This window comes from Streptosporangium sp. NPDC048886, assembly GCF_055586905.1.
In genome coordinates this window covers 58,596-84,105 of record NZ_JBVJHH010000008.1, presented here as the reverse complement: position 1 = coordinate 84,105, position 25,510 = coordinate 58,596, and the positions used below count along the sequence as shown (strand labels likewise).

At 71.2% G+C, this 25,510-nt stretch carries 25 protein-coding genes; 6 read left to right on the top strand and 19 right to left on the bottom strand.

The features are described 5' to 3' along the window. Nucleotides 1–7: 7 nt before the first annotated feature. The 4 genes from ACZ6R6_RS11845 to ACZ6R6_RS11830 all read right to left on the bottom strand — a co-directional run bounded on the left by ACZ6R6_RS11845 (nt 8) and on the right by ACZ6R6_RS11830 (nt 4,519). A complete protein-coding gene (locus tag ACZ6R6_RS11845; protein WP_470092500.1) occupies nt 8–427 on the bottom strand; it encodes an NUDIX domain-containing protein in 420 nt (139 codons plus the stop codon). Beyond that, nucleotides 424–573 carry a hypothetical protein gene (locus ACZ6R6_RS11840; RefSeq protein WP_470092498.1) on the bottom strand — a complete coding sequence of 50 codons (150 nt, stop codon included), beginning with the start codon at nt 571–573 and terminating at the stop codon, nt 424–426. Before ACZ6R6_RS11840 ends, ACZ6R6_RS11845 begins: the two co-directional genes overlap by 4 nt. A 464-nt stretch (nt 574–1,037) precedes the next feature. Continuing rightward, nucleotides 1,038–2,285: a class I SAM-dependent RNA methyltransferase gene (locus ACZ6R6_RS11835; protein ID WP_470092496.1), complete on the bottom strand. Its 1,248-nt coding sequence runs from the start codon at nt 2,283–2,285 to the stop codon at nt 1,038–1,040. A gap of 119 nt (nt 2,286–2,404) precedes the next feature. Then, nucleotides 2,405–4,519, bottom strand: coding sequence for an APC family permease (locus ACZ6R6_RS11830; RefSeq protein WP_470092494.1), 2,115 nt, complete (start codon nt 4,517–4,519; stop codon nt 2,405–2,407). A 115-nt stretch (nt 4,520–4,634) separates the two neighbouring features. Here ACZ6R6_RS11830 and ACZ6R6_RS11825 point away from each other — a divergent pair, with 115 nt between their 5' ends. After that, the gene (locus tag ACZ6R6_RS11825; protein ID WP_470092492.1) at nt 4,635–5,300 is read left to right on the top strand and encodes a potassium channel family protein; all 666 of its coding nucleotides are present in this window, start codon (nt 4,635–4,637) and stop codon (nt 5,298–5,300) included. Continuing rightward, on the top strand, nt 5,300–5,971 hold the full coding sequence (locus ACZ6R6_RS11820; RefSeq protein WP_306867589.1) for a potassium channel family protein: 672 nt from the start codon (nt 5,300–5,302) through the stop codon (nt 5,969–5,971). Before ACZ6R6_RS11825 ends, ACZ6R6_RS11820 begins: the two co-directional genes overlap by 1 nt. A gap of 135 nt (nt 5,972–6,106) precedes the next feature. Here ACZ6R6_RS11820 and ACZ6R6_RS11815 read toward each other — a convergent pair whose 3' ends face one another. The 7 genes from ACZ6R6_RS11815 to valS form a co-directional block, all read right to left on the bottom strand. Beyond that, nucleotides 6,107–6,772 (bottom strand): DUF3159 domain-containing protein, encoded by a 666-nt coding sequence (locus ACZ6R6_RS11815; RefSeq protein WP_470092782.1) that lies wholly within the window; start codon nt 6,770–6,772, stop codon nt 6,107–6,109. A 33-nt stretch (nt 6,773–6,805) separates the two neighbouring features. After that, complete coding sequence (locus ACZ6R6_RS11810) at nt 6,806–7,198, bottom strand: OB-fold nucleic acid binding domain-containing protein (protein WP_306867587.1); 393 nt, start codon at nt 7,196–7,198, stop codon at nt 6,806–6,808. Nucleotides 7,199–7,245: 47 nt separating this feature from the next. Continuing rightward, nucleotides 7,246–7,929, bottom strand: a complete 684-nt coding sequence (locus ACZ6R6_RS11805) for a DUF3710 domain-containing protein (protein WP_470092489.1) — start codon at nt 7,927–7,929, stop codon at nt 7,246–7,248. A 33-nt stretch (nt 7,930–7,962) separates the two neighbouring features. After that, nucleotides 7,963–8,406: a dUTP diphosphatase gene (dut, locus tag ACZ6R6_RS11800; protein ID WP_470092487.1), complete on the bottom strand. Its 444-nt coding sequence runs from the start codon at nt 8,404–8,406 to the stop codon at nt 7,963–7,965. Beyond that, a complete protein-coding gene (locus ACZ6R6_RS11795; RefSeq protein WP_470092485.1) occupies nt 8,403–8,957 on the bottom strand; it encodes a PaaI family thioesterase in 555 nt (184 codons plus the stop codon). Before ACZ6R6_RS11795 ends, dut begins: the two co-directional genes overlap by 4 nt. An 11-nt stretch (nt 8,958–8,968) precedes the next feature. After that, nucleotides 8,969–10,153 carry an AI-2E family transporter gene (locus ACZ6R6_RS11790; RefSeq protein WP_470092483.1) on the bottom strand — a complete coding sequence of 395 codons (1,185 nt, stop codon included), beginning with the start codon at nt 10,151–10,153 and terminating at the stop codon, nt 8,969–8,971. A 312-nt stretch (nt 10,154–10,465) separates the two neighbouring features. Next, complete coding sequence (gene valS, locus ACZ6R6_RS11785; protein ID WP_470092481.1) at nt 10,466–13,018, bottom strand: valine--tRNA ligase; 2,553 nt, start codon at nt 13,016–13,018, stop codon at nt 10,466–10,468. Between the two features lie 91 nt (nt 13,019–13,109). Between valS and ACZ6R6_RS11780 the strand changes: the two genes are divergently transcribed. Continuing rightward, a complete protein-coding gene (locus tag ACZ6R6_RS11780; protein ID WP_470092479.1) occupies nt 13,110–13,406 on the top strand; it encodes a DUF4235 domain-containing protein in 297 nt (98 codons plus the stop codon). Nucleotides 13,407–13,577: 171 nt separating this feature from the next. Here ACZ6R6_RS11780 and ACZ6R6_RS11775 read toward each other — a convergent pair whose 3' ends face one another. From ACZ6R6_RS11775 to ACZ6R6_RS11755, 5 genes are all read right to left on the bottom strand, one after another. Next, nucleotides 13,578–14,951 carry an alpha,alpha-trehalose-phosphate synthase (UDP-forming) gene (locus ACZ6R6_RS11775; protein ID WP_306867568.1) on the bottom strand — a complete coding sequence of 458 codons (1,374 nt, stop codon included), beginning with the start codon at nt 14,949–14,951 and terminating at the stop codon, nt 13,578–13,580. A gap of 53 nt (nt 14,952–15,004) precedes the next feature. Next, nucleotides 15,005–15,811 (bottom strand): hypothetical protein, encoded by an 807-nt coding sequence (locus ACZ6R6_RS11770; protein ID WP_470092477.1) that lies wholly within the window; start codon nt 15,809–15,811, stop codon nt 15,005–15,007. 86 nt (nt 15,812–15,897) lie between these two features. After that, on the bottom strand, nt 15,898–16,197 hold the full coding sequence (locus ACZ6R6_RS11765; RefSeq protein ID WP_012893211.1) for a DUF4193 domain-containing protein: 300 nt from the start codon (nt 16,195–16,197) through the stop codon (nt 15,898–15,900). A 271-nt stretch (nt 16,198–16,468) separates the two neighbouring features. Then, nucleotides 16,469–17,767 carry a sensor histidine kinase gene (locus ACZ6R6_RS11760; RefSeq protein ID WP_470092780.1) on the bottom strand — a complete coding sequence of 433 codons (1,299 nt, stop codon included), beginning with the start codon at nt 17,765–17,767 and terminating at the stop codon, nt 16,469–16,471. 80 nt (nt 17,768–17,847) lie between these two features. Then, the gene (locus ACZ6R6_RS11755; protein WP_306867559.1) at nt 17,848–18,501 is read right to left on the bottom strand and encodes a response regulator transcription factor; all 654 of its coding nucleotides are present in this window, start codon (nt 18,499–18,501) and stop codon (nt 17,848–17,850) included. 215 nt (nt 18,502–18,716) lie between these two features. Between ACZ6R6_RS11755 and ACZ6R6_RS11750 the strand changes: the two genes are divergently transcribed. After that, the gene (locus ACZ6R6_RS11750) at nt 18,717–18,875 is read left to right on the top strand and encodes a hypothetical protein (RefSeq protein WP_470092474.1); all 159 of its coding nucleotides are present in this window, start codon (nt 18,717–18,719) and stop codon (nt 18,873–18,875) included. Between the two features lie 47 nt (nt 18,876–18,922). Here ACZ6R6_RS11750 and ACZ6R6_RS11745 read toward each other — a convergent pair whose 3' ends face one another. Continuing rightward, entirely contained in the window at nt 18,923–19,717 is a 795-nt protein-coding gene (locus ACZ6R6_RS11745) for an inositol monophosphatase family protein (RefSeq protein ID WP_470092472.1), read from the bottom strand. A 34-nt stretch (nt 19,718–19,751) separates the two neighbouring features. Further along, a complete protein-coding gene (locus ACZ6R6_RS11740; RefSeq protein WP_470092470.1) occupies nt 19,752–21,734 on the bottom strand; it encodes a S9 family peptidase in 1,983 nt (660 codons plus the stop codon). Nucleotides 21,735–21,848: 114 nt separating this feature from the next. On the opposite strand from ACZ6R6_RS11740, the gene ACZ6R6_RS11735 reads away from it, so the two are divergent. Next, the gene (locus tag ACZ6R6_RS11735; protein WP_470092468.1) at nt 21,849–22,811 is read left to right on the top strand and encodes a ferrochelatase; all 963 of its coding nucleotides are present in this window, start codon (nt 21,849–21,851) and stop codon (nt 22,809–22,811) included. A 34-nt stretch (nt 22,812–22,845) separates the two neighbouring features. Here ACZ6R6_RS11735 and ACZ6R6_RS11730 read toward each other — a convergent pair whose 3' ends face one another. Next, on the bottom strand, nt 22,846–24,117 hold the full coding sequence (locus tag ACZ6R6_RS11730) for a lytic transglycosylase domain-containing protein (protein ID WP_470092466.1): 1,272 nt from the start codon (nt 24,115–24,117) through the stop codon (nt 22,846–22,848). Between the two features lie 126 nt (nt 24,118–24,243). Here ACZ6R6_RS11730 and ACZ6R6_RS11725 point away from each other — a divergent pair, with 126 nt between their 5' ends. Next, nucleotides 24,244–25,434: an MFS transporter gene (locus ACZ6R6_RS11725; protein ID WP_470092464.1), complete on the top strand. Its 1,191-nt coding sequence runs from the start codon at nt 24,244–24,246 to the stop codon at nt 25,432–25,434. The last annotated feature ends 76 nt before the right edge of the window (nt 25,435–25,510 follow it).

The window sequence follows — 25,510 nt, the reverse complement described above, 5'->3', positions numbered from 1 at the left end:
CCGGCCTTCACCCAGAAGGCGAACCGGAAGCCCGCGTGCCAGTGCGCGGGCTCTCCCTTGGCCGGGTTGGCGGGGATCTCGTGAATGTCCACGTCGAGCGGCACGACGTCGTGGACCGGCGGGGAATGCCGGTCTCCTCCTCCAGCTCCCGCAGCGCGGCGCCGTACAGGCTGCGGTCCTCCGGCTCGACGTGCCCGCCGGGCAGCAGCCAGCGGTTCAGCGCCCGGTGGTGGATCATCAGCACCTGCCCGGCGTCGTTGATCGCGACGGCGGTGCAGGTGACGTGCAGGGGGAGAGCCTTGCGGGAGGTGGGGTCGTGCTCACCGGCCAGCGCGTCGGTCAGCGGTGCGACGTCCTCGACGCGGCCCGGGTGGGCGGCGAGGTAGCGGTCCAGGACGGCGCGGATCTCGTCACGAGAGACTGTCATGACACCCCATCGAAGTAGCTGAGCCACTGGGCGGCAATCGGCTGCCGGATATCGGCCGGAACCTCATGCACGCCCGTGTCGTGCTCGGTGGAGACGAGCACGGCGAGCGCGGCGATGATCTCGGCCTGGACGATGACCTCCGGCAAGAAGATCCCTGGCAGCGATACCGGGTCCTCCCCGGAGACACCTTCTACCGCCACGGAGTGGGGATCCGCGGCGGCCGGAGATCATGAGGTGGACGGACACCGTATGTCGCTCACGGCTATGACGTCCGGGGCGCCCCGATTGCTCACAGGTCCGTTCCGGGAGCCGGAGCAGCCCCCAGATGCCTCAGTGAGGCACGGACACCCTTAGGCGCACGTAGGGCCCACAAGACCTTCAGAGGGCTCCTGTGGGCGCCCAGAGGCTCGACGGGCCACAGTGAGGGTTCCGCTTCTCGTCCGACCGACTGGTGGCCGATCACACAGCTCTGTGAACGACGCCCCGCGACCGGATCGGTCGCGGGGCGTTTTCGTGATCGTGCGCTCTCCGTGCGCCATGATCTTGGTTTGCCGTGGGTGACGCCGGGGTTCGACGAGACATCACGTGTTGCGTTTTCGCCGGTCAGCGCCTAGATCGAATCGCTGACCAGCAGGGCCACGCACTCCACGTGGTGGGTCATCGGGAAGGCGTCGAAGGCGCGCAGGTCGGCGAGGCGGTAGCCGTGCTCGGCGAGCCAGGCGAGGTCACGGGCGAGGGTGGCCGGGTCGCAGGAGACGTAGACGATCCGGGTGGCCCGGAGGGTGGCGATCCGGTCGACGACGTCGCGCCCCAGACCGGCCCGGGGCGGGTCGACGACGACCAGGTCGGCGCGTTCGATGTCGAAGCGGTCGAGGGCGTGCTCGACACGGCCCCGGGCGAAGCTCGCCTGCGGCAGGTCCCGGAGGTTGCGTTCGGCGTCGCGCACGGCCACGGCCTCGGACTCGACGCCGAACACGGCGCCCTCCGGGCCGACGGCCTCGGCCAGCCCCGCGGCGAACAGGCCCACGCCGCAGTAGAGGTCCAGGGCCCACTCCCCCGGCTGCGGGGCGGCGAGGTCCAGGACGGTGGCCAGCAGCGTGGCCGCGGCGCCGGGGTGGACCTGCCAGAAGCCGCTGCCGGTGATCTGGAAGTCGCGGTCGCCGACGCGCTCGGTGAGATGGTTGCGGCCGTGGACCACGCGGGTGCGGCCCTTGCCCTCGTCCACGAAGACGGCCACGCCGGTGTCGAGGTCGGGCACGGCCACCGTACGGCGGGGCTTGGGGGCGACCACGACGGCCTGTTCCCCGGTGCTGGAGGCGATGACCTCGACCGAGGAGGCGTTGCGCCAGTTCATGACCTCGGCCCCGACGTTCTCCACCTCGGGGTGGGCGATCAGGCAGGCGTCCACCGGCTCGATGTCGTGGGAGCGGTGGCGGCGCAGGCCGAGGACGCCGTCACGGTCGACGGCGAACTGGACGCGGGTGCGCCAGCCGAGGCCGTCAGGGGCGCCGGGCACCTCCTCCACGATGCCCTTCCACTCGATCCCGGCCAGCCGCCGCAACTGCTCGGCGACCACGTCGGTCTTCAGCAGGCGCTGGGCGTCGAGCGAGGCGTGCTGCCAGTCACAGCCGCCGCAGCGGCCGGGGCCGGCGAACGGGCACGGCGGGGTCACCCGGTCGGCGGAGGGCTCCAGGATCTCGACCGCGTCGGCCCGCAGGAACCGGCTGGTCTCCTCGGTGATCTCCGCCAGGACGCGCTCGCCGGGCAGGGCGTGCCGCACGAAGACCACCCGGCCGTCATGGCGAGCGACGCACCAGCCGCCGTGCGCGACCGGTCCCACCGTCAGTTCGATCGCCATGCCATGTCCTCGCAGTCCGTCGTCGTTCGAGCCTCCCTGTGGCCAGGAGTACATACGAAAGGTTATGCCTTGCCGTCCTCGCCCCGGGCCATCCCGTCACGGGGTGCCGCGCCATCCCCTCACGGGGTCCCGCGCCGCGGGCTGGGCCCCTCCGCGGCGGCCCCGTCACCGGCCGCCTGTCCCCGGGCCGCCTCGCCGTGGCGCACCTCGTCGCCGGCCGCCTCGCGCTCCCGGCGCCGGACGGCGTTGGGGGCGTAGCGCTCGGGGCGGCCCTTGAGGCGGTCGGAGGAGTGGAGCTGCCAGGGCACGCTGGTGACCATCACGCCGGGCTGGAAGAGCAGGCGGCCCTTGAGCCGCAGGGCGCTCTGGTTGTGCAGCAGGTGCTCCCACCAGTGGCCGACGACGTACTCCGGGATGTAGACGGTCACCACGTCGCGGGGCGAGCGGCGGCGCAGCGACTTGACGTACTCCAGGATCGGCCGGGTGATCTCCCGGTAGGGCGAGTCGAGCATCTTCAGCGGCACCGGGATGCCCCGCCGCTCCCACTCCTCCTGCAGCGCCCGGGCCTCCTCGCCCTCCACTCCCACGGTGATCGCCTCCAGGGTGGAGGGCCGGGTGGCGCGGGCGTAGGCGAGGGCGCGCAGGGTCGGCTTGTGAATCTTGGAGACCAGGACGACGGCGTGGTTGCGCGCGGGCAGCATCGTCTCGTCCACCTCGGTGTCCTCCGACACCGCGAGCTCGTGGGCCACGTTGTCGTAGTGGCGGTGGATGGCCTTCATCATCAGGAACAGCACCGGCATGGCCACGCAGACGATCCACGCGCCGTGGGTGAACTTGGTCAGCAGCACGACCACCAGCACCACGCCGGTCATGACGCCGCCGAAGAAGTTGATGACCCGCGAGCGCCTCATCTGCGCGCGGACCTTCCGGTCGGTCTCGGTCCGCAGGTGCCGGGTCCAGTGCCGGACCATGCCGATCTGGCTCAGCGTGAACGACACGAAGACGCCCACGATGTAGAGGTTGAGCAGGCGGCTGACGTCGGCCTGGAATCCCCACAGCAGCAGGCAGGCGCCGGCGGCCAGGATGACGATGCCGTTGGAGAAGGCCAGCCGGTCGCCCCGGGTGTGCAGCTGGCGGGGGAGGAAACGGTCCTGGGCCAGGATGGAGCCGAGCACCGGGAAGCCGTTGAAGGCGGTGTTGGCGGCGAGGAACAGGATCAGCGCGGTGACGGCGGCGATGACGATGAAGAACAGCGACCCGGTGCCGAAGACCGCCTCGGAGACCTGGGCGATGATCGGCGGCTGGTAGTAGCCGGGCCCGGCGGGCCGGCCGTTGATGAGCACGTCGTGGGCCGCGGCGGCGGGGTCGGCGAGTTTGACGCCGGAGGCCAGGCCGAGCGTGATGATGCCGACGAACATCGTCACCGACACCAGGCCCATCATCAGCAGCGTGTTGGCGGCGTTCTTGCTCTTGGGCTTGCGGAAGGCGGGCACGCCGTTGCTGATCGCCTCGACGCCGGTGAGCGCCGCGCAGCCGGAGGAGAACGCCCGCAGGATCAGGAAGGCCGCCGCGAAGGACGTCAGGTTGGCCTGTTCGGCGACGATCTCGTAGTCGGCGGTGGGCGCGCGCAGCTCGTCGCCCAGCACCAGCAGCCGGAAGCCGCCCCACACGACCAGGCCGATGACCGCGAACATGAAGGCGTAGGTGGGGATGGCGAAGGCGGCGCCGGACTCGCGGATGCCCCGGAGGTTGACCACCGTCAGCACGACGACGATGGCGATCGCGACCGTCGGCTTGTGCTGGGCGACGTACGGGATCGTGGCGCCCACGTAGTCGACGCCGTTGGCCACCGACACCGCGACGGTGAGGACGTAGTCGACCATGAGGGCGCTGGCCACGGTCAGGCCGGCGTTGCGGCCAAGGTTGACGGTGGCGACCTCGTAGTCTCCGCCGCCGCTGGGATAGGCGTGCACGTTCTGCCGGTAGGAGGCCACGACCGTGAGCATCACCAGGACGACGGCGACCGCGACCCACGGGGCGAAGCCGTAGAAGGAGACCCCGGCGATGGAGAGGATGACAAGGATCTCCTGCGGCGCGTAGGCCACCGAGGAGAGCGCGTCGCTCGCGAAGACGGGCAGTGCGATCCGTTTCGGGAGCAGTTGCTCATGCAACTGCGTGCTACGCAGCGCACGCCCGATGAACAGGCGCTTGACAAGGTCCGTCACCTTTGACACGTCTGCCGATGCTAGTCCCCATCCACCCGCCCCGCTGACGCGGCACTCCCCCAGCGGGCCATACTGACTAAGTACATCGGAACAAGATCCGCCTCAACGCGACCGGCGGGGGAGCATGCATATCGTGATCATGGGGTGTGGCCGAGTGGGTTCGACCCTGGCGCACATCCTGGAGGACAGCGGCCACTCGGTCGCGATCATCGACCGGGATCCGCAGGCGTTCCGCCGCCTGCGGGCCGGTTTCCGAGGTCGCCGGGTGACCGGGATCGGCTTCGACCGCGACGTCCTGGAAGAGGCCGGCATCGAGTCGGCCGGCGCCTACGTGGCGGTGAGCAGCGGCGACAACTCCAACATCATCTCCGCCCGGGTCGCACGCGAGACGTTCGGCGTGGACAACGTGGTGGCCCGCATCTACGACTCCCGGCGCGCCGAGGTCTACCAGCGGCTGGGCATCCCCACCGTCGCCACGGTCCGCTGGACCGCCGACCAGATCCTGCGGCGGGTGCTGCCCGAGGGCGCCGAGCCGCTGTGGCGCGACCCGACCGGGTCCGTCGTGCTGGCCGAGGTGGCCTACCACCCGGCCTGGATCGGCACCAGGACCAAGGACCTGGAGGAGGCCGCGGGCACGCGCATGGCGTTCGTCAACCGGATGGGCGAGACCCTGCTGCCCAGGAGCGACTCCGTGGTGCAGGAAGGCGACATCCTGCACGTCATGGCGGTCGGGAGTGACATGGACCGCATCAACAAGGTGCTGTCCGGTGCGCCGGAGGAGGGTCACTGATGCGCGTCACCATCGCGGGTGCCGGAGCCGTCGGCAGGTCCATCGCCGCCGAGCTCCTGGAGAACGGCCACGAGGTCCTGCTCATCGACATCGACCCCAAGGCCATCAAGATCGACACGGTGCCGCGGGCGGAGTGGCTGCTCGCCGACGCCTGCGAGATCTCCTCGCTGGACGAGGCGGGCCTGGCCGACTGCCACGTGGTCGTCGCCGCCAGCGGCGACGACAAGGTCAACCTCGTCGTGTCGCTGCTGGCCAAGACGGAGTACGGCGTGCCGCGCGTGGTCGCCAGGATCAACCATCCCAAGAACGAGTGGCTGTTCAACGAGTCGTGGGGCGTGGACGTGGCCGTCTCGACCCCGCGCCTGCTGAGCGCCCTGGTCGAGGAGGCGGTGAGCGTCGGCGACCTGGTCCGGCTGATGACCTTCCGCCAGGGCCAGGCCAATCTGGTGGAGCTCACCCTGCCCGAGGACGCGCCGGTCGTCGGCCAGCGCGCCGGTTCGGTGCCGTGGCCGACCGACACCGCCCTGGTCGCGATCCTGCGCGAGGGGCGGGTGCTGGTGCCCACCGCCGACGACCCGCTGGAGGCCGGCGACGAGCTGATGTTCGTGGCCAGCCAGGAGGTCGAGGAGGAGCTGGCCCGGCTCCTGTCGGCACACCGCTCCATCCACTGACCGCGCCGGTCCCGTACGGCGTCGCCGTACGGGACCGGGACCCGTCAGCAGGGCCGGACGCCCTCCCGGAGCCGGGGACGGGCCGCCTCGGACCTCCAGGGCAGGACGGGCGGCCTCAGGGCAGGGCGGGCGGCCTCAGGGCAGGGCGGGCGGCCGGACCGGGGTCCGGCCCCTGGCCAGCAGCCACACCATGGCGGCCAGGGCCGCGACCTGCAGCGGCCAGCCCATCACGATCTTGAGGATGCCCAGCTCGGCGACCGCGTCGTCCCCGCCGATCAGGTAGACGGGCAGCTGCACCGCCACCCGGACCACGCACGGGACCATCAGCATCCAGGTGAGCTTGGAGCAGAGCCGTACCACGGCCGGATCCTTGCGCCAGCCCGTCGGGTCGCCGGTGACAGAGCCGATCATGAAGCCCACCACCGGCCACCGGGTGACGACCGATATCAGCATCGCCACCGAGTAGGCGGCGTTGTAGAGGATGCCGGGCAGGTAGACGTCACGGGCGTCGCCGGTGCGGGAGGCGAAGAACGCGCCGATGCCGATGCCGACGAGGCTGTTGAGGACGAACTGCGGCGTCGAGCGCTGCAGCACCCGCACGACCAGCAGCACCACCGCGGCCGAGATGCTGACGATCAGGGACGTCTTCAGCTCCGAGGTGGCGATCCACATCCCGGTGAAGGTGATCGTGGGCACGGCGGCCTCGATGATGCCGCGCACCCCGCCGAAGGCCTTGGCGAGCTGGACGCGCATCGCGGCCTCCACCGTGTCGTGCGCGGTGGTCTCATCGCTGGTGGTCATCTTCTCGCTCACCGCTCCGTGGTCGTCGATCGCTCACGCACCGCCCGCCGGACGTAGCTCGTATCGGGGGTTGAACATCACCTTGCGCCCGTCCTGCACGCTGACGAGCCCCTCGGCCAGGACCATCCGGCCGGGCTCTATCCCAGCGATCTTCCGGCGGCCCAGCCAGATCAGGTCGATCACATCCGAACCATCGTAAAGCTCCGCTTCGAGCGCGGGCGCGCCACCGCGGGGCCTCAGCGTCACGGTCCGTAGCGTACCGGTAACGCAGAACCGGCGGCGGGCGCCGCACGAGACGATGGGCGTGGCGCCATGACGATCGAGGTCCTGCTGGAGTTCGGTGGCCTCCAGCTCTGCCTGACTTGTCGTCAGCCGCCGGAAAAAACCCCGAAACCCGCCCTGTTTATGCGGTTCCTGAGAACCCACGACCTCTCCTTCACATACGTGTTGAATCAGCGTACGCGATCCTCACGTCAGCGGAGCTCGGCTATCTCCGGGCCTCGCTTGAACGGGTTGAGGTCGGGCACCTCGCCCTCGGCGGCCTGCTGCTCCACCGCCTGCCTGGCCTCCGGCGGGAGCCGCAGCTCGATCGCCTCCTTGGGCGCCATCGGCTCGTCCCCGCGGACCACCACGATGTCGCGGACGACCCCCTCCAGGGGTGCGGCCGCCTCGGCGTCCAGCGCGGCGCGCCCACTGATCACCGCGCGGAGGAACCAGCGCGGGCCGTCGACGCCGATGTAGCGGACCGGCTGGGCGACCCCGTCGGCCGGGACCTGCGCGGCCAGCTCGACCCCGAACGGCCCCTGCCGCTCCTCGGCCGTGCCACCGGCGCCCTTGACGCCCTCGGCGAGCTCGTCCCGCACCTCGTCCCAGATGCCGTTGCGCTTGGGCGCCGCGAACGCGTGCACCTGGAGGGCGCTCTCGCCGACCATGACGACCGCACCGACGATGTGGTCACCGGCCAGGTTCAGCTGGACCTCGAATCCCGGGTCGACCGGCAGGCGCATGCCGCCGAGGTCGACCCGTTCCCGCTCGGGATACGGCTCACCGGAGTCCCACGGGCCGGACTCGCGTGCCGGCTCCCGCTCGACCCGCTCGTCCTGCCCGGCCTCCCCGGCCACGGCCGGGGACTCTTCGCGACGGCGACGTCCGAACACTTCTCTCACGCTCCTTGTCGGGTTCGCTCTCTGTCAACGACCGGTGGACCCGAACCCGTCGGCGCCCCGCGCCGATCCGGGCAACCGGTCCACCTCGTAGAACGCGGCCCTCTCCACCCGCTGGATCACCAGCTGCGCGATGCGGTCTCCCCTGCGCAGCCGTAGCGAGTCCTTGGCGTCGGTGTTGAGCAGCGTCACTTTGATCTCGCCCCGGTAGCCCGCGTCCACGGTGCCGGGGGCGTTCACGAGCGTCACACCGTATTTGGCCGCCAGACCGGAACGCGGATGGACGAACGCGGCATACCCATCGGGCAGGGCGATCGCCACCCCGGTGCCTACCATGACCCGCTCCCCGGGGAGCAGCTCGACGTCCGCGGCGGCGTAGAGATCGGCGCCCGCGTCGCCCGGATGGGCGTAGGACGGCAGCGGCAGCCCGGCGTCGAGCCGGTGGATCAGCACCTCGACGTTGTCGGTCACGGATTCACCTCGTACTCGTGATGTTCGTCGATGAGGGCCTGGGCGTCACCGTGTTTGGCGAAGTGTTCCATGCCCACCTCGACGAAGAGCGCGGCGGCCCGCACGGCGACCGGGCCGTCCGGGGAGCCGGTCCGCCCCTCAGCCTCAAGGTACGCCTTCCGGCCGGACACGCCGGTGCACCAGGCGCGCAGGTGCAGCGTGGTGCCGACCGGGACCGGCGCGAGGTAGTCGGTCTCCAGCCGCCCGGTGACGTAGGGGCGCTGGAGGAGCCAGATGGACATGCCGATGACCTCGTCCATCGCCGCGGCCAGCACGCCGCCGTGCGCGAGGCCCGGCGCGCCCTGGTGCGCCTCCCCCACGGTGAACTCGGCGGTCACCGTGATCCCGTCAGGCGAGGTGGCGTTCAGATGCAGGCCGGTCGGGTGCTGGTCGCCGCAGCCGAAGCAGCGGCTGTAGTGCGGGCCGAGCGGGGTGCCGGGGGCGGGGGCGCCCGGGAGCGCCTGCGGCCGGACCGCTCCCGGGGGAGGGGTTGTCACGGTGGAACGGGTCACGGAGCAGAACGTTACCCCTTGGGCTGCGGTGATCCCTCATCCGCCGGACGGACCAGGGGGACCGGACGGAGCGGCCCGGCCGGCTCCGGCCCCTCGGACGGGCCGAGCGCCCCGGAGGGCCCTGCCGGCTCCGCCGGCTCGGGAGAGGCCGTCCCGGCGGGCAGCGCGGCCGGTGGGTCGCTTCTGAGCTCGGGCAGCGCCCGGTAGATCACGGCGGCGACCGGCACCGCCACCGCGGCCCCGGCGATGCCGGCCAGGATGCCGCCCACGGCCAGCACCAGAATGATCGCCAGCGGGTGGAAGCTCAGCGCCCGGCCGACGATCAGCGGCTGGAGCACGTGGTTCTCCAGCTGCTGCTCCACCACCAGGATGCCGAGGAAGATCAGGGCGTAGATCGGGCCCTTGGCGCCGAGCGTGACCAGGGTGGCGATCGCGCCGGCGAAGAAGATGCCGACGATGGGGATGAAGCTGGCCAGGAAGATCAACACTGCCAGCGGCGCCCAGAGCGGCACGCCCATCCCGGCGAGCACGATGCCCATGATCACACCGTGCACGGCGGCCACCGCCACCGTGCCCTGCACGTAGTGGGAGAGCGTCACCCAGGCGGCCCGCCCGGCCCGGTCGACGCGGGGCGCGGCCCCGCCGAAGCCCCGCAGGAACCACGACCAGATCCGGTCGCCGTCTTTGAGCAGGAAGAACATGACGAACAGCAGCAGCACGATGGAGGCCAGCACCTCCATCGCCACCGTGGCGCCGGTGAGCACCGTCTGGGTGATCTGGTTGCGCTGCGCGGTGACCTGCTTGGTGATCTCGTCGATCCACGTGGTGATCTGGTTCCGTTGCAGGTGCAGCGGCCCGGTGTAGAGCCACTGCTCCACGGTCTTGGCCGTCACCCGCACCTGCTCGACCAGGCGCGGGAACTCGTCGTTGGCCCGCAGCCCGATGAACCAGCCGGTGCCGCCCAGCACCGCGAGCGCGACGAGCATGGTGAGCCACGTGGCGTAGATCGGCCGCATGCCCATCGTGCGGAGCCTGCGGGTGATCGGGAACAGCAGCGCGGTGAGCAGGAGCGCGACGGCCACCGGCAGGACCACGATGCGCAGCGTCGCGATGAACTGCGCGAAGTAGAAGACGGCCCAGCCGATGATGATCAGGCACAGGCACCATGTGGCCAGGCGGAGCAGAGTGCGCGGCACCAGCTGTGTCAGACGTTCCCGATCGGAGAGCACCTCTCCAGAGTGTCACGCCGCGGCCGACAACGCGCGCGGTTATCGGCCGGACACGGGATCGGGGACGGGAAAGGAGGGGCCGGCCGGGCGGCCGGCCCCTCTCCGGCGCGTGGTCGCCCGGTCCGGGTCAGCGCTCTCCCGGTGGCCGGGAGAGCACCCTGTCGTCGAGGTAGCAGCTACAGCTGCCGCAGCCTGGAGTCATGCCCTGTCCTCCCCTCGCCTGTCGTGTCTCGACCGTACGGCAGGACCGTCCGACCGGAAGGACAGACTTGTGTGGGGTCAGGCGAGGGTGACCTCCACCCGCAGGTCACCCTCGCCGTCCTGCAGCACGAACTCCTCGATGACGCCCGCGCCGCACAGGTCGTCCTGCGCCTGCCGTACGAGATCGGCCTGGGCGCCGGTGACGGTCAGCCGGGAGACCTCGCCGCGCATCGACAGCTTGGCGTCGGACTTGGCCTTGCGCACCCGGCCGAGGACCACCGCCACCACCGGGAGCAGCTCCGCCTCGCCGCCCCGCGCGGATGCCGTGGGCCAGGGCGCCCGGTGCACCGACCCCGCACGCCACCAGGACCAGACCTCCTCGGTGACGAACGGCAGGAAGGGGGCGAACAGCCGGAGCATGACGTCGAGCGCCTCACGCAGCGCAGCGTGGGCCGAGCGCGCGGCAACGCCCTCGCCGTAGGCCCTGGCCTTGACCAGCTCCAGGTAGTCGTCGCAGAACTCCCAGAAGAACCGCTCGGTCCGCTCCAGCGCGCGGGTGTAGTCGTAGTCCTCGAACGCCTCGGTGGCCTCGCCGACCACCTGCGACAGCCGGGCCAGCATCGACAGGTCGATCGGCTCGGTGACCTCGCCGCCGTCCTCCCCCATGCCCAGCACGAACTTGGAGGCGTTCAGGATCTTGATCGCCAGACGGCGGCCGATCTTGATCTGGCCGGTGTCGAAGGCCGTGTCGGTGCCCGGGCGGCCGTGCGCCGCCCAGTAGCGGACGGCGTCGGAGCCGTACTGCTCCAGCAGGCCGAGCGGGGTGACGACGTTCCCCACGGACTTGGACATCTTCTTGCGGTCCGGGTCGAGGATCCACCCGGAGATGGCGGCGTTGCGCCAGGGCAGCACGCCCCGCTCCAGGTGGGCCCGGACCACCGTCGAGAACAGCCAGGTGCGGATGATCTCGTGGGCCTGCGGGCGCAGGTCCATCGGGAAGACCCGTTCGAACAGGTCCTCGTCCCGCTCCCAGCCGCCCGCGATCTGCGGGCTCAGCGAGGAGGTGGCCCAGGTGTCCATGACGTCCGGGTCGCCGGCGAAGCCTCCCGGCTTGCCGCGCTGGTCCTCGGTGTAGCCGGGCGGCACGTCCGTGGAGGGGTCCATGGGCAGCATGGACTCCTCCGCCAGGATCGGCGAGGAGCGGTCGGGCTCGCCCGCGCCGTCCAGCGGGTACCACACCGGGATCGGCACGCCGAAGAACCGCTGCCGGGAGATCAGCCAGTCGCCCGCCAGGCCCTCCACCCAGTTGTCGTAGCGGACCTTCATGTGGGGCGGATGCCAGGACAGCTCCTCGCCGCGCGCCAGGAGGGCCTCCCTGAGCCCGCGGTCGCGCCCGCCGTTGCGGATGTACCACTGGCGGGTGGTGACGATCTCCAGGGGCCGGTCGCCCTTCTCGTAGAACTTCACCGCCCGCCTGACCTGCCGCGGCTCGCCCTCCATGTCGCCGGACCCGCGCAGCAGCTCCACGATCCGCTCGCGGGCGCCGTGCACGGTCCGGCCCGCCAGCTCGGCGTACGGCTCGGCGGGGACGCCCTCGGGCGCCTCGGGGAGCATCCGGCCGTCCCAGCCGATGACCGCCCTGGTGGGCAGGTTCAGCTCGCGCCACCAGGTGACGTCGGTGATGTCGCCGAAGGTGCAGATCATCGCGATGCCGGACCCCTTGTCGGGCTCGGCCAGGTGATGGGCCAGCACCGGCACCTCGACACCGAACAGCGGCGTCCTGACCGTGGTGCCGAACAGCGGCCGGTAGCGCTCGTCGTCGGGGTGGGCGACCAGCGCCACGCAGGCGGGCATCAGCTCGGGGCGTGTCGTCTCGACCCAGACGCGGTCGCCGAACCCCGCGGCCCGCTGCTCCGGTGACAGCGTGAAGCCCAGCCGGTGGAAGGCGCCGGGCCACTCCCGGTCCTCCAGCTCGGCCTGGGCGACGGCCGTGCGGAAGGTGACGTCCCACAGCGTGGGCGCCTCCGAGAGGTATGCCTCGCCACGGGCCAGGTTGCGCAGGAAAGCGCGCTGGGAGGCGGCCCGCGCGCCGCCGTCGATGGTGGCGTAGGTCAGCGACCAGTCCACCGACAGGCCCAGGCGGCGCCACAGCTCCTCGAAGGCCTTCTCGTCCTCGAGGGTGAGCCGCTCGCACAGCTCGATGAAGTTGCGGCGCGAGATCGGGACCTGCCGAGCAGCGTCCCCGCGGCCGCGGGGACGCTGCTCGGGCGGCTCGAAGCCCGGGTCGTAGGGGATGGAGGGGTCGCAGCGCACGCCGAAGTGGTTCTGCACCCGGCGCTCTGTGGGCAGGCCGTTGTCGTCCCAGCCCATGGGGTAGAAGACCTCGCGGCCGCGCATGCGCTGGAAGCGGGCGACGGTGTCGGTGTGGGTGTAGGAGAAGACATGGCCGACGTGCAGGGACCCGGAGACGGTCGGCGGCGGGGTGTCGATCGAGTAGATCTGCTCCCGGGTGCGCGTCCTGTCGAAGCGGTAGGTGCCCTCGGTCTCCCAGCGGTCCACCCATACGGCTTCCAGCCCGTCGAGAGTCGGTTTCTCGGGCATGGGCGCATGGCGCAGTCGCTGTTGTGTCATGCCTCCCTATGGTATGGCTTCACGCGATGCGACGCTGGAGGAGACTAGTGTTCCTGTGCGGAGCGGAAGCGGAGAAAAGGGAGGGACCCATATGGCCGACAAGACCGAGAAGCAGGACATGGCGTGGCGGGCCATCGGCGGCCTGGTGGGGCTGGCCACGGCCTGGGCCGCCAAGAAGGTCATCGGGTTCGCCTGGGAGAAGGCCACCGGCAAGAAGCCGCCGGCCGACAGCGAGTCGCTGGACATCAGCCTCGGTGAGGCGATCGGCTACGCCGTGGTGATGGGGGTGGGCATGCAGGTCGCCCAGATCGTGGTCGGCCGCACCGCCAAGAAGCGCTACAACGCCTGGAAGGCCGTCAAGGAGACGGCCAAGGAGGTCGCCTCCTGACCCGGCGGCGGGGTGCGCCCCGCCGCCGTCAGAGGCCGTGAGCCGCCGTCAGAGGCCGCGACAGGACCACGGGGGCGTCCGGGACCCGGAGGCGGCCGCCGCGCGGGCTCTCGGGAGCGGGAGGCGGCGGAGCGCGCAGGCCCGGGGTCCGGAGGCCGCCCGTGCGGGCTCTCAGGATTCGAGGGCGGCGAGAAACTCCTTCGCCCAGCGGTCCACGTCGTAGGTCGCCACCCGTCTGCGCAGCGAGCGCATCCGGCGCGACAGGTCGTGCGGCGTGGCCCGCATCGCGGTCAGCATCATCCGCTTGAGCCCGTCGATGTCGTAGGGGTTGACCATGAACGCCTGCCGCAGCTCGTCGGCCGCCCCGGCGAACTCGCTGAGCACCAGGGCGCCGCGCAGGTCGTTGTGGCAGGCGATGTACTCCTTGGCGACGAGGTTCATCCCGTCGCGCAGCGGCGTCACCACCATCACGTCCGCCGCCAGGTAGAGCGAGGCCAGCTCGTCACGGCCGTAGGACTGGTGCATGTACTGCACCGGCTGCAGGCCCAGCTCCCCCTGCTCGCCGTTGATCCGGCCGACCTGCAGCTCGATCGAGTCGCGCAGCCGCATGTATTCCTCGACCCGTTCCCGGCTCGGCGTGGCGATCTGCACGAACGCCGCCTCCCCGGGCTTGACCGAGCCCTCGCACAACAGCTCCTCGAACGCCTTCAGCCGCTGGCCGATGCCCTTGGTGTAGTCGAGCCGGTCCACGCCGAGCAGCATGCACTCGGGGTCGCCCAGCTCCGCGCGGATCTCCTTGGCCCGTTCGATGATGTGCGGCTCCCGGACCAGGGAGTCCAGCTCGCCGAAGTCCACCGAGATGGGGAAGGCCCCGGCCCGCACGACCCGGTCCTCCACGTATATCTCGTGCTTGTGGTGCTGGAGGCCGAGCAGACGGCGGCAGAGCCGGATGAAGTTGGAGGCGCCGCCGGGGCGCTGGAACCCGACGAGGTCGGCGCCGAGGAGACCCTCGACGATCTCCCGCCGCCAGGGCAGCTGCGAGAACAGCTCCACCGGCGGGAAGGGGATGTGCAGGAAGAAGCCGATGCGCAGGTCGGGGCGGAGTTCGCGCAGCATGGCGGGGACGAGCTGGAGCTGGTAGTCCTGGATCCACACGACCGCGTTCTGCGCGGCCTGCTCCGCGGCGGCCTGGGCGAAGCGCTCGTTGATCGTGCGGTACGCCTCCCACATGGCGCGCGAGTAGACCGGGGGGGCGACCACGTCGTGGTAGAGCGGCCAGAGCGTGGTGTTGGAGAAGCCTTCGTAGTAGAGCTCAACCTCCGACTCCGACAACGGCACGGGGATGAGGTGCATGCCGTCGTGGTCGAAGGGTTCGAGCCGCTCGCCGGGGGCGCCGTGCCATCCGATCCAGGCGCCCTCCCGGCGCTGGAGGACGGGGGCGATCGCGGTGACGAGGCCGCCGGGGCTGCGCCGCCACATGTCCTCACCCACCCGGTCCACGGGAAGGCGGTTAGCCACGATCAGAAACGAGCTGCGGCCCTGCACAGATTCCTCCAGATAGTCGTCCTACCCATAACGACTACCCAATTCGGGCGTTTCTATGACTTTCCAGGTGGAAGTGCCCGATGGACCCTCAGATCGGCCCGGACGACGTCGGCGAGCTTCCGGGTGGCGGCGCGGTTGAGCGCGCCTCCGGCCACGGCGCCGGTGAGGAAGGGGCCGAGGGTGGTCAGGTGGCGCCCGAGGGTGCGCATCAGCCGGTTGCGCAGCGCGGTCTTGGTGGCGGCGCCCAGGGCGACGGTGACCGAACCGGGGGACATGGGGTCGACCCCGCGCTGCTTGGACCAGGCGGTCACGAAGGCCACGGCCCGCTGGGATCCGGTGCCCTGCACCGGTACGCCGTAGACCTCGTGGAGCTCGGCGATGAGCTTGACCTCGATCGCGGCGACCACGAGGGTCTCGGCCACGAGCTGGGCGGGGGCCGACAGCAGCAGGGGCGGGGCGGCGAACTCGGCCGCGGCGAGGGCGCCGCCGATCGCGCCGACCGTCATGGTGGCCTTGGAGGCGGTGCGCGCCAGGTCGTCGGCCAGCGCCTCGGAGGTGAGCCCGTGGTGGTGCTCGGAGAGGGTGGCGAGGTCGCGGATGGGGATGCGAGGGGCCACGGCCATGAACACGTCGGCCAGCCACCGGCCCCGGCCGACCCCGGAGGACCTGGCCTTCTTCGCCCCGTCGGCCAGCGTGGCGGTCAGGCGGCCGAGCAGCCGTCGCCGCTCGGCGCCATCCAGGTCGCCAGGCTCGGCGAGCCTGCCGACGATCTCGGCCACCTCGTTCTCCGGTGTGCCGGCCGACTCCGCGGCCGTGGAGTCGCCCGGCTCGGCACCGGTCTGTTTGTTCTCTGACGTCATGTCTCGGAACCTCCTCAAGGCTTGTCCTGGGGCCCTCTACCCTTGCACCTGAGGGCACACATCGGACAGGCCATCGGAAACCATCGTCAGGCCGCGCACTCCCGGCAGATCTGCTGGCCGTTCCTCTCAACGGCGAGCTGACTGCGGTGGTGCACCAAGAAGCAGCGTGCGCAGGTGAACTCGTCGGCCTGACGAGGGATCACCCGGAGCGAGAGCTCCTCGTTGGACAGGTCCGCACCCGGCAGTTCGAGCGACTCGGCGAGGTCCGTCTCGTCGATGTCGATACTGCCCGAGGACTTGTCGGTACGGCGCGCCTGCAGTTCCTGAAGACTGTCCTCATTGAGGTCGTCATCGGTCTTGCGTGGGCTGTCGTAATCGGTAGCCATTGGTCTGCTCCATCCCCCTCATCTATCTGTCTGCGCCGGCTCGCGCGTGTGTAACGTCCGAGAGGCCCAACTTGTGCCCAATCCGACAGAGAGATTCCTGCTCGGTACCCTGCTGGAATGGTCGCTGAACCTCCCTACACGTGAGGGACCTACCGCCAATAGGCGCGGTTAGCCAAATATGGCGTAAACCACAGCATTGGCGACATGAACCACCGTGTTCGACGGCACATCCAACCACATGTACGGCGTGAACGAGACGCCCCCCGCCGGATCAACGTGATTGGAGTCTCACGGTCACCACGAGACCCCCGCCATCCCTGGGGACGGCGGTCACATTACCCCCGTGAGCGCGCACGACCGCACGGACGATGGACAGCCCGAGACCCGCCCCGCGGGCCGATTCGACCCGGTCGGCGTTGAGCCGCCGGAACGGCTCGAACAGGCTGTTCACCTCGTATGCGGGCACATGCGGCCCCGTGTTGGCCACCTGAACAACCAAGGCCCCCTCCACCATTCCCGTGCGCACCCACAGGCGCCCGGATTCGGGGAGGTTGTGCTTTATCGCGTTCTCCACCAGATTGGCCACGCAGCGCTCCAGCAGGACCGGATCGCCTTCCGTCTCGGCGCTCTGGAGCTCGGTGGTCATGGTGACCCCCGCCTCCTCGGCACGCGAGGCGAGCTGCTCGACGGCGGTCTCGGCGACGTCCTTGACGTCCACCGGCTTGCGCACGCTCAGCTCCCGCTCGCTGCGGGCCAGCAGCAGCAGGCCCTCGATGAGCTGCTCGTTGCGGGCGTTGACCTCCAGGAGCGTACGGCCCAGCGCCTTGAGGTCCCCCGACGCCTCGGGGTCGCCCAGCGCGATCTCCAGGACCGTCCGGTTGATCGTCAACGGGGTGCGGAGCTCGTGCGAGGCGTTGGCCACGAACCTCCGTTGTGTGTCGAACGCCACATTGAGCCTGGTCAACATGGCGTCGAAGGTGTCGGCCAGCTCCTTGAGCTCGTCGTCGGGCCCCTTGAGGCCGATCCGCTCATGGGCGAGCGTGGTGCCGGAGAGCTTGCGGGCCGTGGCGGTCATCTGCTGGATCGGCTTGAGCGCCCGGTCGGCGACGAGGTAGCCGATGATGATCGCCAGGATGCCCACGCCCGCCAGGGCCAGCAGCGAGCGGCTGAGCAGGGCGTTGCGCGCCTCGTCGATCGCGGCGTGCTTCCACCCGAGCCACTCCTGCTGGAACTTCTGTTCCAGCACGGGCGAGGCGTTCTGCAGGCTGACATCCGGCCAGGCCCCGTTGATGGCCCAGCCCACCATCATGTAGATCACGAACAGCAGGAGCATCCCGGCCACGAAGAACAGCACGCCGTAGGTGATGGTCAGCCGCCAGCGGATGCTGAGCCGGTCGATGGCCACCCTCAGCCGGTCGAGGGGCGTGGGGCTGACCGGGACGGCGCCCGCCGGGGGCGGGCCGTCCCACACCGGCGGACCGGAGGGCGGTGGCGGCTGGGCGCGCCCCGGCGCGCCGGGGGCGGGCCGGGCTCCCCTGGCCGCCCCCCTCTCGGAGTGCGGGCTGATCATCGGGTGGGTGGGCACGGACTCGCGCGCCTCACCGGCCGGGACGATGTCGGGCCGGTCCTCCCCCCCACCTGCTGGAACACTCACAACTTGTATCCGACCCCGGGCACCGTCTCGATCACCTGAGGCTCGCCCAGCTTCTTCCTCAGGGTCATCATGGTGACGCGCACCACGTTGGTGAACGGGTCGATGTTCTCGTCCCACGCCTTGTCCAGCAGGTCCTCCTGGCTGACGACGGCGCCCTCGGCGCGCATCAGCTCCTCGAGGACCGCGAACTCCTTCTTGGTGAGCGAGATCTCCTCGCCGTCCCTGGTGACCAGCCGCTTGCCCGGGTCCAGGCGGACCCCGGACCGCTCCAGCACCGGCGGCAGCGCCGGGGCGGAGCGCCGGCCGAGCGCCCGCACCCGCGCCACGAGCTCGACGAACACGAAGGGCTTGGCCAGGTAGTCGTCGGCGCCCAGCCCCAGCCCCTCCACCTTGTCGTCCACGTCGCCCGAGGCGGTCAGCATCAGGATCCGCGAGGCGGTCCGCTCGGCCACCAGGCGGCGGCAGACCTCGTCCCCGTGGACCTTGGGCAGGTCCCGGTCCAGGACGATCACGTCATAGTCGATGTAGCCGGTCCGTTCCAGCGCGCCCGCGCCGTCGTAGGCGACGTCGACAGCCATGGCCTCGCGCCGGAGCCCCGTCGCGATCGCGTCGGCGAGCACCCGCTCGTCCTCAACCACAAGCACCCGCACGGCCTCTGGTACCTCCCGTGAGATATGGAAACAGCCGCTGGAACGGCTCCCCATTGTCGCCACACCCGCCGTAAGCCGACGGTAAGGCAGGTGCCAGGATAGGCACTGTCCGTGATGTGTGACACATACAGGTTTAGCCGATACCCGACAGTGGGTAGAGCCGGAGCCAGCCCCCAGCAGCCCTACCTTCAGCCCCCTTTTTGAAAGAAGGTGAAATGGGCGAGTTCACGACCACGATCGGACACCGCCTCAACCAGGCTTACAAGAACCTGCAGGAGGCCAGATCCGCCGGCGACGACTACCTCGCCGACACCTTCACCGCCGAGATCGAGGACCTCCACCGTCTGGCCACGGACAACGGCGTCTCCATCTAGCGCTGACGCGAGGGAGCCCCCGGCCGCCGGCCGGGGGCTCCCTCGCGTCAGGTGTCGCGCTCGGGGTCCAGCGGCGCCAGCAGCCCGTGCAGCTCCTCGAACAGGCCCGGCGCCGCGCAGAGCGTGAAGTCCGGGCCGACCGGCCTGCCGTTCAGCCCGCCGATCACGGCTCCGGCCTCGGTGGCGACGAGGCCGCCGGCCGCGTAGTCCCACGCCTGCGGGCCGCGCTCGTAGTAGCCGTCCACCCGGCCGGCCGCCACCGAGCACAGGTCCGCGGCCGCCGAACCGCCCCGGCGGATGTCGCGCACCCGCGGCATCACCTGGGCGAGCACCTCCGCCTGGACCGTCCGCCGGCCGACCTCGTAGCCGAACCCGGTGGCGATCAGGGCCCGCTCCAGCGGCACACCGGTGTTGCAGCGCAGCCGCTGCCCCGCCAGCCACGCGCCCTCGCCCTTGGCCGCGGTGAAGACCTCGCCCCGGGGCACGACGTTGACCACCCCGGCGACGACCTCACCGTCGACCTCGACGGCGATGCTGACCGCCCACTCGGGCAGGCCGTACAGGAAGTTGACCGTCCCGTCGATCGGGTCGACGATCCAGCGGACCCGGCCGCCGCCGGTCGAGCCGCCCTCCTCGCCGAGGATCGCGTCGTCCGGCCTGACCGCCCGGATCCTGGAGCGGATCAGCTCCTCCGACGCCTTGTCCAGCGCGGTCACCACGTCGGTGGGGCTGGACTTGGTGGCCAGCACCTCCGGCCGGGCCGGCCGTTTGGCCACGAGCATCTCCCCGGCCTCCCGGGCGATCTCCTCGGCCAGGTGGGCGAAGACCCCTACCTTCTCCACGGTCTCCGCCCCCTCCTCGTCGGCTCGGCCAGGGTCACGAGAGCGACTCCGGCCGCTTCCACTCCCGGCCGAGAACGTGCTGGGCCAGGAAGGCGAGCACGGTCTCGTACCAGACCACGGCGTTGCCCGGCTTGAGCACCCAGTGGTTCTCGTCGGGGAAGTAGAGGAACTTCGACTCCACGCCCGAACGCTGCAGGTCCCACCACAGGCGCAGGCCCTCGCCGATCGGCACCCGGTAGTCCTTGTCGCCGTGGATGACCAGCATCGGCGTGGAGATCTCCGCCAGCGACAGGTGCGGGGAGAGCTTGCCGTACAGCTCGCCGCCCAGGGCGCCGAACTCGCGCTGCCAGTACATCGGCCCGTCGGTGGTGCCGGAGAACTGGTCCAGGTGCCAGAGCGAGGCGTGGGTGACGATCGCCTTGAACCGGTCGGTGTGACCGGCGACCCAGTTGGCCATGTAGCCGCCGAACGAGCCGCCCATGGCCGCGGTCCGGGTGGCGTCGACCTCCGGCAGTTCCAGGGCGGCGTCGGTGACCGCCATCAGGTCGGCGTGGGTGCGCGGGCCCCAGTCCGCCCATCCGCGCCGGATCATCTCGGGCCCGTAGCCGGTGGACAGGCACGGGTCGGGCAGCAGTACGGCGTAGCCGTGCTGGGCCATGATCCACGGGTTCCACCGCCAGGACCAGTCGTTCCAGCTCGACAGCGGGCCGCCGTGGATCCAGAGCAGGAACGGCGCCGGGTTCTCCGCCGAGGCCCCCTCCGGCAGCACCAGCCAGGCCCGGACCGTCGCGCCGTCGTCGGCGGTCGCGGTGACCTCGGTCAGGGTGCCGGGCAGCTCCAGCGCGGGGGCCGGGGAAGCCAGCTCCTCGACCGTGCCACCGGCGGTGATCCGGACCGGCCCCGCGGCGCGGTCCACGGCGCTGCGCAGCGCGTAGAGCGTGCCGTCGGGCGCGACGTTGAGCGACAGGTAGGCGGCGTCGTCGGGCGTGAGCCGTACCGGCTCGGAGCCGTCGGCCGGGACCTCGAAGACCGGGCGGCGGCCCTGGTGGTCGGCGGCCACGTACAGGGAGCGCGAGTCCGGCGCCCAGATGATGTCGGCCGGCCACAGGTCGCCGCCGGCGGCGTGCCCCTCGCCGGTGGCCAGGTCCACGATCCACATCGTGACCTCGGGGATCCGCGAGGTGTCGGCGTGGCGCTCGCGGACGCAGGCGACCAGGCGCCCGTCGGGCGAGACCTTGACCGGGCCGTTGAAGTCGTGGCCCTCCTGCTCGGCCACGACCCGCAGGGCCCCGGCGTCGGCGGTCTCGATCGCCACCAGCCGGGAGCGGAGCTCGCCCGCCGGCTGCGGCACCGACCAGGTCGTCACGACCGTCGCCCCGTCGGGGGTGACGTCGTAGGAGGCGTTGACCAGTGCCTTGCCCGGCTGCGGGGTGAGGTCTCTGACCTGGGCCAGCCGGTCGTCGTCGCCGAGGGTCCCGGCGAACAGCCGGGGCTCGCCGGGGCCGAGGTCGTGATCCCAGTAGCGCACCGGGGAGCTCTCGTGCAGGATCGCGCTGATCCCGGCGTCCTTGCGGGTCTTGCGCCGCTCCTCCTCGGTGGTCTCGTCACCGGGCAGGACGTCGGAGCCGAAGACCACGCTCCGGCCGCCGGTCGCGAACCCGGCCACGCCGCCGGGCCGGGAGGCGATCTGCCTGGCCTCGCCGCCCACCGCGGGCAGCAGCCAGAGTGCCGGGACCTCCTCGTCGGGCTCCTTCACTTCCGGGTCTGGGCGCCGCGAACCGAAGACCAGGTCGCCCGAGGCGGTGAACTCCGCCCCGGCCTCGCCCTTGACGGACCTGGTCAGCCGGTAGGCCCTGCGCCCGTCGAGAGGGATCTCCCACAGGGACGTTCCGTAGGACTTGCCATCGGGGTTCAGCGCCTGCACCACGCTGACCAGGCGGGTTCCGTCGGGGGAGAGCCGCAGGGACGCTACCCGCGGTACGCCGACATAGTCACGAATGTCGTTGAAAGGGGTCACGACCCGAACTTACATCGGTCCTCACCCCCGGTCGCGCATCCGGGTCGACACCCGGATGCGGACAACCGGGACGACCATGTGAGAGGAGCCCCCGAATGCGGTTTGATGAATGCCATGGGGACTTACGACGCGTTGCTCGTCGTCTCGTTCGGAGGGCCGGAGAAGCCCGACGACGTGATGCCGTTTCTGGAGAACGTGGTGCGGGGCCGGGGGATCCCGCGCGAGCGGTTGCTGGAGGTCGAGGCGCACTACCAGCGCTTCGGCGGGGCAAGCCCGATCAACCAGCAGTGCCGCGACCTGATCGCCGCGGTCGAGCCGACCGTCGACCTGCCGGTCTACTGGGGCAACCGCAACTGGCACCCCTACCTGGAGGACACGCTCCGCCGGATGGCCGCCGACGGCGTGCGCCGGGCGGCGGCCTTCGTCACCGCCGCCTACAGCTCCTACTCGGCCTGCCGGCAGTACATCGACGACATCTCCCTGGCCAGGGCCGCGGTCGAGGACGCCCCGGAGATCATCAAGCTCCGGCACTACTTCGACCACCCGGGCTTCGTCGCGGCCATGGTGGACCACACCCGTGAGGCCCTGGAGGAGCTGCCGGCCGAGCACCGCGACTCCGCGCTCCTGGTCTTCACCGCGCACAGCATCCCGATCTCGATGGCCGAGACGTCCGGGCCGCACGGCGGGGCGTACGAGGCGCAGCTGCGCCGGACGGCCTCGCTGATCAGCGCCGAGCTGGGCGGCGACCGGCCGTGGGACCTGGTCTGGCAGAGCCGCAGCGGCGCCCCGCACATCCCGTGGCTGGAGCCCGACGTCTGCGACCACCTGCGTGAGATCGACGCCCCCGCGGTGGTGCTGGTGCCGATCGGGTTCGTCTCCGACCACATGGAGGTGGTCTACGACCTCGACGTGGAGGCCGCGGAGCTGGCCCGGGAGCTGGGCCTCCCGCTGGCCAGGGCCGCCACCGCGGGCACCCACCCCCGATTCGTCTCGATGGTCGGGGAACTGCTGGCCGAGCCGGAGCCGGCCGCCTGCGCGGCCACCTGCTGCCCCGCCCCGCCCCGCCGCCGGAGCTGACCCGTTCACGGGTGGGCGGCGTGGCCCCGCTCCGTCACGGGTAGGCGGCGGCGTAGCCCCGCGAGACGGACATGACCTTGCTGACGTACGCCCAGGAGTGGTTGTAGAACCAGATGGCCTTCTCCAGCTTCTTGCCGCCCTGCCCCGCGCCGTTGGCGCACAGGTAGTTGGCCGCCGAGGGGACGGCGTCGTAGGGGCTCCAGATGTCGGCGACGCCGTCGCCGTCGCCGTCGACGCCGTAGGCCTTCCAGGTGGCGGGCATGAACTGCATCGGCCCCTGGGCGCCCGCCGAGGACGGCCCGTTGTTGCGCCCGTGCGAGCTCTCCACCTGGCCGATCGCGGCCAGCACCGTCCAGGAGAGGCCCGGACAGACGGTGGCCGACCTGCGGTACAGCTCCAGATAGCTGCCGGGCCGCCCGACCGCCACCCGCCGGGCCGCCCGCGGCCGCTCGGCGGTCTTGTCCTTGGTCCTGCCCGTGGTCTTGCCCGTGGTCCTGTCGGCGGTGGTCTTCCCGGTGGCGGTCCCGACCGTACGGCTGCCACCCACGGTGATCACCTGCGCGCCCGAGCTCAGCAGCTTGCGCACCCCGGCGTCGAGGGCCGCCACCGCCTTCTCCGGCCCGTGCACCAGCAGCGCCACGCCCGGCAGCAGCCCGAGCCGCCGCCCGGTCTCGGCGCCCACCAGGCCGTCCACGCCGGGCAGGCCGAAGGAGGCGGAGGCCGCGACCCGGAGCAGGGGCCCGCCGTCCACTTGGTAGTGCGAGCCGAGGACCAGCCCGAGGCGGCGCACCGCCGAGCTGTCGGCGACGAACTCGCCCTTGGCCAGCGCGCTCCACACCGCGGGCTGCTGGGCCACCGCCTTCGGCGCCCAGGCGCGGAACCGGGCGGGGTCGACCGCGAGCAGGTTGAGCCCGGCCCCGGACACCTTCACCGCCCCGCCGTCGAAGGAGTCGATCTTCTGGACGTGCTTGAGCTGTGAGATGTCCTCCTTGGTCTGCTGGGACAGGGTCGACTGGGAGATCACCAGCAGCCGGGGCGGGGTCAGGGTGATCCCGGGACCGCCGGTGGCCGAGGCCGCCGGGGTCGGGCCGACCGCCGCAGGGGTGGCCGGCGCGGTCGCCCCGGCGGCCGGAGGACTGGCCAGCGGGACGATCCCGGCCAGGTCCCGGACGTCGGACTCGGCGGCGGCGGCGGTGAGGGAGTCGGTGGGGCGGGTGGCGACGAACACCGCGCCGCCGACGACCGCGAGCGCGGCCACCACGGCCAGCACCGTGACGAACGCCCACAACCGGGGAAGATGCGACACCGCGCTCACGTTAGCTCCAAGAAGCCATGATGTGTGCCATTGCGCGGAAAATGGCTTGCCGGGTGGCGGTCCGGCAGGAAATGGTCGCTACGATCTACGCCGGAAGCGCACGAGGGGGAGCTGTCAGTGGTCGGGCCGTACCGGGGGCTGTTCAGCACGCCCGGCGTCAAGGGTTTCGTCATCGCCGGATTCCTCGGGCGGATGCCGATGTCGATGCTCGGCATCGGCATCGTCATGCTCATCGAGGCTCTCACCGACTCCTTCGCCATGGCAGGCGCGGTCGCGGCCACCGTCAACGTCTCCTACGCCGTCGCCGCGCCCCTGACCGGACGGCTGGTGGACAGGTTCGGCCAGGCCAGGGTAATCGTCCCGCTCACCCTGGCCCACGGCGCCGCGCTGGCGGGCCTGATGCTCTGCGCCGAGCTCCAGGCGCCCGTCTGGAGCCTGTTCGCCGCCGGTGTCGCGGCCGGCGCGAGCGCGGTGTCGCTCGGCTCGCTCGTGCGGGCCCGCTGGACGCACCTGCTGGCCGGGTCGGCCAAGCTGCACGCGGCGTTCTCCTTCGAGTCGGTCGCCGACGAGGTCATCTTCGTCGCCGGGCCCGCGCTGGTCAGCGCCCTGGCCACCGCGGTCAACCCCTACGCCGGCCTGATCGTCGCCCTGGTCTGCACGATCGTGGGCACGATCGCCTTCGCGATGCAGCGCGGCACCGAGCCGCCGGTCCGCCGCGGCGAGAAGCACTCCGGCACCCCGATCACCATCCCCGGGATCGCCCTGCTGTCGTGCGTGTTCCTGGCGATGGGCGCGGTCTTCGGCTCGGTGGACCTGATCACGGTGGCGTTCGCCGAGGAGCAGGGGGCCAAGCCCGCCGCGGGGCTGCTGCTGGCCTCGATCGCGAGCGGGAGCCTGGTCTCCGGCCTCTGGTACGGCGCGCGGCGGTGGAAGATCTCGCTGCGCCGCCGGTTCGTCCGCGCCCTCGGGGTGTTCGCCGCCGGGCTGACCCCGATCGCCCTGATCGGCGACGTCAAGATCATGGTCCCGGCGCTGTTCCTCGCCGGGCTGGCCATCTCCCCAACGATCATCACCGGTTACGCGCTGGTCGAGCGGCTGGTCCCGGCCCACCTGCTCACCGAGGGCATGTCGTGGGTCTCCACCGCGGTCGGCTTCGGCGTGGCGCTCGGCGCCTGGGCGGGCGGCCGGCTCACCGACGTCTTCGGCGCCTCCAACGCCTACGGGTTCTCCTTCGCCTGCGCCATACTCGCCGTGCTCATCGGCGTCGGCGGCTCCACCTGGCTGCGGACCCCTATCCCCCAGCAGTAATCATGAGTATTGTTCACATTCGCGAGCGGAGCGGGGGTGAACAGGTGCCCGCGGCGTAGGCCGAAGGCGCAGACCA